Below are 6385 nucleotides of genomic sequence, written 5' to 3'. Positions count from 1 at the left end.
TGAACTGGGTGATGCTGCGGTGCCCGGTTTTGTGGGGCAGGTCGCGGTCGGCGATCTCGACGATCTGCCGGTCGCCGGCGAAAGTGAGTCGGGCGATGGCGCGTTCGGTGTCGGCGGCGACATCGACCAGTTCGGCATCCGAGCACTGCGTCAGGTCGACGGTCTGTAGTTCGGCGGTGATCCGATGGAGTTCACTCACCAGTTCCTTTGCGCGCGAGGGCGGGCCGTCGGCGACACCGGACTCGGAGATATCGGTCAAGACGGTCACCCCCGGAACTCGTTGATGCGAATGTGTGTTCGACTGTACGCGCAATCACGCTGCCGTGCAACGACTATCGCCGCCATTCCAGCCATCCCGCATTGTCGGTGGTGCGTGATATGGGCATCCCCATCCGGGTCGGAGGTGTCCGACCAGTGGCTCGAGAAAAATGACCCTTACGGTATACCGGTAGGGGGTATATAGTCGACGGCATGAGTGCAACGATGACCCATTCCGGGCGTGAAGCGAAGATGCACGAAGGTCACCAGCATGCTGGTGGCGAACACGGCGGTCACGCCGACCATGTCGGGCAGTTCCGCCGACTGTTCTGGATCATGCTGGTCCTCGCGGTACCGACGGTGGCGTTCAACGAGATGTTCGCCCATCTGATCGGCTACTCGTTACCGCATCACGGGTGGGTCATGTGGATCTCACCGGTGCTGGGCACGGTCATCTATCTCTGGGGCGGTCGCCCGTTCCTCATGGGCGCGGTAGGAGAGATACGTTCCCGCGCCCCGGGGATGATGCTGCTGATCGGGCTGGCCATCACCGTCGCGTTCGTGGCGTCGTGGGGTGCGAGTCTGGACCTGCTGTCCGCCGAGCTGAACTTCTGGTGGGAGTTGGCGCTCCTCGTCGTGATCATGCTGCTGGGGCATTGGGTCGAGATGCGTGCGCTGGCACAGACGACATCGGCTCTCGACTCGCTGGCCGCGTTGCTGCCCGACAAGGCAGAGAAGGTCGACGGCGCCGGAACGGTCGCCGTCGCCGTCGACGAGCTGGTGGTGGGCGATGTGGTGCTGGTCCGGCCGGGCGCTTCCATCCCGGCCGACGGTGAGATCCTCGACGGTGCCGCCGACATCGACGAGTCGATGATCACCGGTGAGTCGCGCCCGGTGCGACGATCGGTCGGGGAGCACGTGGTCGCCGGGACGGTAGCCACCGATTCGGCGGTTCGGGTGCAGGTCACCGCAATTGGTGACGACACGGCGCTGGCCGGGATCGAACGGCTCGTCGCTCTGGCCCAGGCCTCATCGTCGCGTGCCCAACGACTTGCCGATCGCGCCGCCGGGTGGCTTTTCTGGTTCGCCGTCGCGGCGGCGGCTGCCACCGCCGTGGTCTGGACCGCGGTCGGAATGCCGGACTCGGCGGTCGTACGTGTGATCACGGTGCTCGTCATCGCCTGTCCACACGCGCTGGGTCTTGCCATCCCCTTGGTGGTGTCGATCGCGACAGAGCGTGCCGCGCGTGGGGGAGTGCTGATCTCCGACCGGCTCGCCCTCGAGAGCATGCGGTCGGTCGACGCCGTTCTGTTCGACAAGACCGGGACCTTGACCCGCGGAACCCCGACGGTCCGCGACGTCGAACCCGCCGACGGCCGCACGGCCGACGAAGTCCTGGCGCTGGCCGCGTCGGCGGAGGCCGACAGTGAGCATCCGCTCGCTGTCGCGATCGTCAAGGCCGCACGAGATCGGGGATTGATCGTCTCGCCGGCACAGGATTTCGCTTCGTCACCGGCCGTGGGTGTCTCGGCACGAGTGGACGGAGTCGTCGTGGCGGTCGGCGGGCCGAGATTGCTCGACAGTTACGCGGCTGTGGAACTCCCGGTCGCCGGGACCTGGCGGAACGACGGGGCGATCATCCTGCACGTCGTCGCCGACGGTGAGGTTGTCGGCGCCCTCGCGCTGACCGACGAGGTGCGTCCGGAATCGCGGGACGCCGTCGACGGCCTGCGTCGGCGTGGGATCGAGGCGGTGATGGTCACCGGGGACGCCCGTGCCGTGGCCGACGACGTGGCTCGCCATCTGGGGATCGAGCGCGTCTACGCGGGTGTCCGGCCCGAGGACAAGGCCGAGAAGGTGGCCGAATTGCAGCGCGAGGGCAAGCGGGTCGCGATGGTCGGGGACGGGGTGAACGACGCTCCGGCACTTGCGCAGGCTGACGTGGGTATTGCCATCGGCGCGGGTACCGACGTCGCCATCGCCTCCGCGGGTGTGATCCTGGCGTCCTCGGACCCTCGGTCGGTGCTGTCGGTGATCGAACTGTCGCGGGCGAGCTACCGGAAGATGGTGCAGAACCTGTGGTGGGCAGCCGGGTACAACCTGATCTCGGTTCCGCTCGCCGCGGGCGTCCTCGCGCCGGTCGGATTCGTGCTGCCCATGGGCGTCGGCGCGATCCTGATGTCGGTGTCGACGGTCGTCGTCGCGCTCAACGCTCAATTGCTCCGCCGACTCGATCTGTCCCCAGGTGGGCAACCGTCCCGGTGAACTGCGACTGATGAACTGACCGAGCGCTTCCTCTGAGGGCCCGGACCCGCTGTCCACCGGCGGGATCCGGGCCCTTCGTCGTCGGCCGGGATGGCTCCGACCGCAGGTTCGCCATCCGAAATGACGAGATTACTCAAGTGATGTCACTCACATGGGGTCATTTGTCCAAGGTGTGCACCCGTTTAGTCGGTGATGAGACCCGTTGTGTGGCAGTGGGTTTCGATTTCATATATGACAGCGGGCGTTTCGGATGCCGAAACCGCAATTGTCGATTCCTGGAATCGTGCCGCAAGACGCGCAAATTGATATTTGCTGGCCGGTGACACGACGAGAAATAGGAGGTTGAAAATGTCTCGTCTTCGGGCACCCGCCCCGTTCCTACTCATCGATGCGAAGATTTGTGACATCTACTCATGAATTGCAGCTTCCCTACCCACGCCACACCTCACGCATGTGGCACATCAGCAAATGTGTCGCGGCGTCGTCGAGGCGGCACCATCAAACAATTGTCGTCGGCCTTGATCGGGGTGACCATGACCGCGAGCGTCGTGGTGACCGGATTCGGCGGCGTCGGCGCTGCGCTCGCGTCGCCGACCGTTCCCACTTTCAATCTGTTCATTCCCGGGACATGGGAAACGGATGCTGCTGCTGATCCGACCCGCGCCACCGGCGCGCTGGCAGCGGTCGCCGACTCGATCTCGCGCCGCCACGGCGACTCGGCCACCATCTACTTCCTGCCGTACATGGCGCGCGCCTTCGACAACGGGCGGACATACGGTGACAGCAAGGCCACGGCGATCGCGAATGCATCGCGGGTGCTCGCCGACCGTGCGGAGGCCGACCCGGATCTGAAGTTCACGATCAGCGGCTACAGCCAGGGTGCCGACGCCGCCGGCGACCTGGCCGAGGCCATCGGCAATGGCGAAGGACCGATCCCTGCCGACCGGGTTCTTGCAGTCGGTCTCCTGGCCGACCCGGGTAACGGAACCGCCGGTCAGAAGACGGTCGGCCCGACGGCTCGCGGCACGGGGATCGCCGACCCGCGCCCGAGAGGGATGGGGGACCTGTCCGGCAGGGTGACGAGTATCTGTGCTCCGGCCGACCTGTACTGCTCGATAGACAAGCGACGTCATCCCGTCCTGGGGAAGATCGGCACGGTTCTCAGTGAGGGGGCGGAGGAGGTCGCGGACGCGGTCGAGACCGCCATCGACGTCATCGGCACGGTCACGAAGATCGACTACGCCGCGCTCGGGGCCGAGATCGGCCGATTGCCGCAGCTCATCGGGATGGGAGACCTCCGTCAGGCCCACCGGGTGGCGGGCCGTCTGAACACTCGGATGCGTCCGTTCGTCAAGCTCGCGGACATGGTGGACTACGCGCGAACGGCACGAGTCCTCGACCTCATCCCGGACCGGACCGGTCTCGCGAAGGTCGGCGCCTCGATCTGCCGGGTGCTCGATCGCGTCGACATCGTGCGTGCCGCGGACCTCGTCGGCGACGTTCAGGAGCTCACCTGGACTGCGGCAGGGGCGGTGGGGGCACGGGTCGGTGCCGCGTCGCTGCCCGCATCCGAGGTCTCGGTCGAGGAGGTCCTGGGCCTGGGGAAGGAGTTGGTGTCGCTGGTCTCGGACTCGTCGGTCGAGGTATCCGGCAACGGGGTGGGCGAAGAGGAATCGGGCACCGGGGTGTTGTCTGAGCTGATCTCGCCCCACTTCAGGGAACTCGGCAAGGAGCTGGCCGAGATCGTCACGAAGCAGGCCATCACCGACCCGGCGTCGTTGATCCGTGACGTCGTCACGGCGAAGGACTTCTACTCGGGCAACGTGCACACGAACTACGCGAAGTTCGTCGTGGACGAGGTCGGTCGCAGCGCGATCGGTTGGCTCGGGGTATGGCTCGCCGAGGCCATCGACAAGGCCGGTTCGAGGTCGGAAGCCGGTTCCCGGTAGGGGTCAGCACGAGTCGGTGGCGTCTGCACGGGCCCTACGGCCCGATTCTTCGAGGGCCTTTGTCGCGAGTTCACACTGATCGTCCACCTGGATGACAACGGCCATTGTCGTTTTCCATCGGTCGTTGTCATTATTGCAATGATTGTTGTCGCAAATTTCGGGCCACTAACGAACTGGGTCGAATGTCCATTGGGTGATTAGTTCAAACGATCTACAAAAAGGGCGACAGATGTATTCGCAATAGTGGAACGAATGACCTAGATGCGGTGATCGACTTCACGTGGCTATTGTCGAGAAACCGGCAATAACAATCGCCAGAAGATCTAAATTACTCCTCGGTAGCAATAGGCTGCCCCCCCGCAGAACGATGGACGGAAGATGACTGACAACCAGACCCCCACCAGTGCCCCTCTGACCGACGAGCGCAACCGAAAGAGTCGCAAGCGCAAGGCCATCCTCGCCTCGGGCGCGGTCCTCGGCGTCGGCGCCGTGGTCACCCTCGCCGCGTGGAACGACACCGTGTTCAGCAACGGGACCTTCGGTATCGGCGACACCGCCTGGAACGTGCAGGGCAGCGTCAACGGGACGGACTTCCTGGAGTACGAGACCAGCCCCGGTGGCACCGTCGCGTTCACTGTCGACCCCGCGGTCGACGCGTCGAACCTGATGCCCGGACAGACCGCGAAGGGCAAGTTCTGGCTGAAGGAGACCAAGGGCAATCTGGATGCCACGATAACGATCCAGCCGACTGTGGTCGATCCCGCTGCCAACTCCCTCGCCGCTGCCCTCCGGGTGACCATCACCGCCGACGGTGTGCCCGTGGTCTCGAATCAGGCGCTCAGCGCCTCGGGAACTGCGACACCCTTCGTCATCGTCGCAGGTGACACCGCTGAGCTCGAGTTCCAGGTGACCCTGCCGGCGAATGCCAACCCGAACGCGATCACCAACACGACCACTCAGGCGATCTGGGAGATGAAGGCACAGAGCGCGGAAGCATGATGAGCTGCCTCGATCCGGTGGCGTGGCGTTCCTTCCCACCCCGACTCGTCGTCGGATCGAGGCTTTCGTCCGTCCCGTAGTTGTGTTGCCCGCCAACGAATCCTGGCCCCGAGACCTCAGAGAGGCGGCCCGATGACGACCACCGCGAAGCCCGGCACCGACGAGTCCGAGACGTACACGTCGGGGATTCGGGATTCGTGGACCGTGACCGCACCGAGGCGGATCGGGACACCCGACTCGAACTCGGCCTGGCCATCGACTCCTCGGATGTTCATCCCCGCGTCGGACGCGGTCACCCAGCCGCTTCTCCTCGTCACACCCCCGCCGACAGCGGTCCCGGGGGAGCCTGCCGAAACACCGGTCGCCGCAACCGTTCCCCGGTCCGGCGCGCACTCGGCGATCGCCAAGCTCCTGGGTGCTGAACATCCTCGCCGTCTTCGGCGTGCTGTGCATCGCGCTGACCATCCTCGCCTTCGTCGGCAATTACACGATCATCCTGTTCAAGACCGGCTCGATGGATCCGACGATCCCGCAGGGGTCGGTCGCTGTCGTCCACGAGATTCCGGCCACGGAGGTGAAGGTCGGCGACATCATCACCGTCGATCGTGAACCCGGCCTGAAGCCGATCACCCACCGCGTCATCGCGGTAGAGCAACTGGGCGGCGGCGAGGCGCTCATCTCGATGCAGGGCGACGCCAATCCCAATCCTGATCCGGAGCCGTACCGCGAGAGCACGGTGCGCAAAGTCGTCTGGCACATACCGGGTCTCGCGAAGCAGGTCGTCTGGTTGTCGAATCCCTACGTTCTGGGCGGCATCACCCTGGGCGCCGCGCTCCTCGTGCTGTGGGCGTTCTGGCCGAGAGCCGAGACCGCTCGACGCAGACACTGACCGGCACCTCACCGGCACACCACAA

At 65.3% G+C, this 6385-nt stretch carries 5 protein-coding genes and 1 pseudogene; 4 read left to right on the top strand and 2 right to left on the bottom strand.

Going from position 1 to position 6385, the window contains the following annotated elements; genetic code table 11:
- Window positions 1-268 (bottom strand): annotated as a pseudogene (locus NWF34_RS02020) (HNH endonuclease); the annotation flags it as partial.
- A gap of 215 nt (window positions 269-483) precedes the next feature.
- Between NWF34_RS02020 and NWF34_RS02015 the strand changes: the two are divergent.
- From NWF34_RS02015 to NWF34_RS02005, 3 genes are all read left to right on the top strand, one after another.
- Window positions 484-2523, top strand: coding sequence for a heavy metal translocating P-type ATPase (locus NWF34_RS02015; protein WP_375295610.1), 2040 nt, complete (start codon window positions 484-486; stop codon window positions 2521-2523).
- 533 nt (window positions 2524-3056) lie between these two features.
- Entirely contained in the window at window positions 3057-4472 is a 1416-nt protein-coding gene (locus NWF34_RS02010) for a cutinase family protein (protein WP_258324102.1), read from the top strand.
- Window positions 4473-4850: 378 nt separating this feature from the next.
- Window positions 4851-5471, top strand: a complete 621-nt coding sequence (locus NWF34_RS02005; protein WP_258324101.1) for a SipW-dependent-type signal peptide-containing protein — start codon at window positions 4851-4853, stop codon at window positions 5469-5471.
- A gap of 116 nt (window positions 5472-5587) precedes the next feature.
- Here NWF34_RS02005 and NWF34_RS02000 read toward each other — a convergent pair whose 3' ends face one another.
- A complete protein-coding gene (locus NWF34_RS02000) occupies window positions 5588-5767 on the bottom strand; it encodes a hypothetical protein (protein WP_258324100.1) in 180 nt (59 codons plus the stop codon).
- A gap of 119 nt (window positions 5768-5886) precedes the next feature.
- On the opposite strand from NWF34_RS02000, the gene NWF34_RS01995 reads away from it, so the two are divergent.
- A complete protein-coding gene (locus NWF34_RS01995) occupies window positions 5887-6360 on the top strand; it encodes a signal peptidase I (RefSeq protein WP_258324099.1) in 474 nt (157 codons plus the stop codon).
- The last annotated feature ends 25 nt before the right edge of the window (window positions 6361-6385 follow it).

Source organism: Gordonia sp. GONU (assembly GCF_024733855.1).
In the GTDB taxonomy this organism is placed as follows: Bacteria; Actinomycetota; Actinomycetes; order Mycobacteriales; family Mycobacteriaceae; genus Gordonia; species Gordonia amicalis.
This window is presented reverse-complemented; position numbering and strand designations above follow the sequence as displayed.

What these genes read in the sequence shown, in the direction of transcription:
- NWF34_RS02015 (WP_375295610.1), top strand. Translation starts at nt 484, where the DNA reads ATGACCCATTCCGGGCGTGAAGCGAAGATGCACGAAGGTCACCAGCAT.
- NWF34_RS02010 (WP_258324102.1), top strand. Translation starts at nt 3,057, where the DNA reads ATGACCGCGAGCGTCGTGGTGACCGGATTCGGCGGCGTCGGCGCTGCG.
- NWF34_RS02005 (WP_258324101.1), top strand. Translation starts at nt 4,851, where the DNA reads ATGACTGACAACCAGACCCCCACCAGTGCCCCTCTGACCGACGAGCGC.